At 60.1% G+C, this 2,121-nt stretch carries 2 protein-coding genes; both read right to left on the bottom strand.

The features are described 5' to 3' along the window. Positions 1 to 258: 258 nt before the first annotated feature. Positions 259 to 705, bottom strand: a complete 447-nt coding sequence (locus A3A5_RS0118770; protein WP_026200906.1) for an HU family DNA-binding protein — start codon at positions 703 to 705, stop codon at positions 259 to 261. A gap of 158 nt (positions 706 to 863) precedes the next feature. Then, positions 864 to 1,916: a tyrosine-type recombinase/integrase gene (locus A3A5_RS0118765; RefSeq protein ID WP_018312074.1), complete on the bottom strand. Its 1,053-nt coding sequence runs from the start codon at positions 1,914 to 1,916 to the stop codon at positions 864 to 866. Between the last annotated feature and the right edge of the window lie 205 nt (positions 1,917 to 2,121).

Below are 2,121 nucleotides of genomic sequence, written 5' to 3'. Positions count from 1 at the left end.
GACCGGATCGCGCTAAACCACGTCCGCCTCGCCAGAAACCTCATCGACATGCCGCCTATAAGGCTTGCTGATGTCCTTATCTTGGGTGGATTGGAGTGTAGCCCCCTTGCCGTGCGCCGTCGGATCGAGCAGAGCCAGGGCCTGCCGCCATTTCATTTAATGCGAACGCATCCCGCGTGCCCGAGATCCTTTCACCTGCAAACAAAAAACGGGGACACCAGCCAGTGGTTGCCCCCGTCTATTTAGCAGGTTAAAGCCTTAGGCAGCTGCGTCCTTGAGCTTCTTCAGGGCGCGTACCTTGACCTTCACCGAGGCTGGCTTGGCCGCGAACCACTGCTCTTGACCAGTAAAGGGGTTTTTCCCGAAGCGCTTCTTCGTGGCGGGAACCTGGATCGCCGACACCTTCAGCAGACCCGGCAGTGTAAACTCGCCGGCGCCCTTCTTGTGCAGCGTGCTCACGATCGTGTTTTCCAGATGGGCTAGCACGGTTTTCACCGTCTTGGCATCCAGTTGGGTTTGTGCGACCAGGTGCGCCAGCAGGCTGGACTTGTTGAACGTATCCTTCAGCGGCTTGGCTACCGGTGCCGCGGCGGCGGCTTTCGGTGCTGCCTTCGCTGCGGTCTTCACAGCTGCCTTCTTGGCCACAGGCTTAGCGGCCGGCTTCACAGCGGGCTTGGCAGTCGTCGTCTTAGCTTTGGTTACCATTTTGGGGTTCTTGGTGGTCTCGAAAGTTGATGTGCCAATGCGCGGTGCGAAGTGCGGATGCACACGGCACTGGACGCGATATTGCCACGATGATGCATATTCTCAAGGGATTTCTGCGCTTTCCGCGTTTTTCGACACACGCGGCTAGTGCCCTTCAATCAGACCGGTATGTAACCCGTACGGGTTGGCGTCATCCGCACCAGGCGTTCGACCATGCGGGTATTCTGAATGCCTAGAAGCGCTGTCACCTCCTCCACCGTCGCTCCGGCAAGCAGCTGCCGGCGTGCGTAAGTCGTGCGCAAAACCCGCGGGCCCATGTCGTCGCCGTGGAAGCCAATCGTGCGTAGCACGTCGCGCACGGATTTGTACACACTTACGCCCGATAGCGCTTCCCCGTTCTTGCCGGGAAACACCACGTCCGGCTCGGCATTCCTCGGCCCACCGCCCCGCTCTCTTTCATTTACCCATTCCCGCAGCACTTCGACACAAAACGGCGCCAGTGCCGCGCGGTAGCCGTCCTGCCCATTCTCCGGCGTGCAGTCGAATGAGGGCACGGCGTCATTGAAGACGAACTGGTGAAGGCGAGCTTCACCTGCCTGTGAAGCTGTGACGCCGCCGCCGGCGAGCAAAGCCAGCAGCGCCCGAGTGCGCCTGCCGGCCCAAGTCGACACGTCCATTTCTTCGAGGAGATAGGTCTGCAGCCGCGCGTCGAGCTCCGTCGGCATGCACACAATTCGCGTGGCGTTTTGGCGGCCGCGCAGCATCTGCGTGGCCTCGAGTACCGGGTTCGCTTTGCGGTAGCCACGGGCGACTAGGTGGTTCATCACGTCGTCGATCAGGTCGGAGTGCCGCTTGAGCGTCGATCGATGGGCCGGAATGCTCTTAGCCTTCTGGCCGGCTACGCCAGGCTCGCTCGGATCGCGGCCCTGCAGGGAAACCAGAAAGTCATGCACAAGTGCCGGCCCGGCCGAAAGGACCGTCGTGTGCCGCTCGGCGACATACCGGATGAACCCGTTGAACATCGACCGGTACTGCCGAATGGTTTGGTCCGAATAGGCGCTCTGTCCATCGCTGGTCGCGACATGCAGCACCCACATCTCAAACGCAAGCGCTGGTACGCGCAGCCATTGGTCGCGCGAAGGCGCGAGATCCGTCAGCTCGGAGTCGACACCCGAATCAGAATCTTCAAAAAGCTGCCCCTGCTGAGCCATATTCGCTCCCCATTACTCCTCCTAGCCCGGAGGTTAATAGAAAAGGGGGTCGTTTACAACCGCATACGCTGCAACCCCCCTCTGCTGGAGGCGGGGTTTGGCCCGTAGGGCCTAGTCTTACTGTGTCATAAATGTGCCATACTATAAACTTCTTGGCACAGTTCATGAAGAGCGATGAGCGCGAGCGAGCGATTTGAGCAATACA

It is taken from the genome of Cupriavidus sp. UYPR2.512 (assembly GCF_000379565.1).
Taxonomy (GTDB): Bacteria; Pseudomonadota; Gammaproteobacteria; order Burkholderiales; family Burkholderiaceae; genus Cupriavidus.
This window is presented reverse-complemented; position numbering and strand designations above follow the sequence as displayed.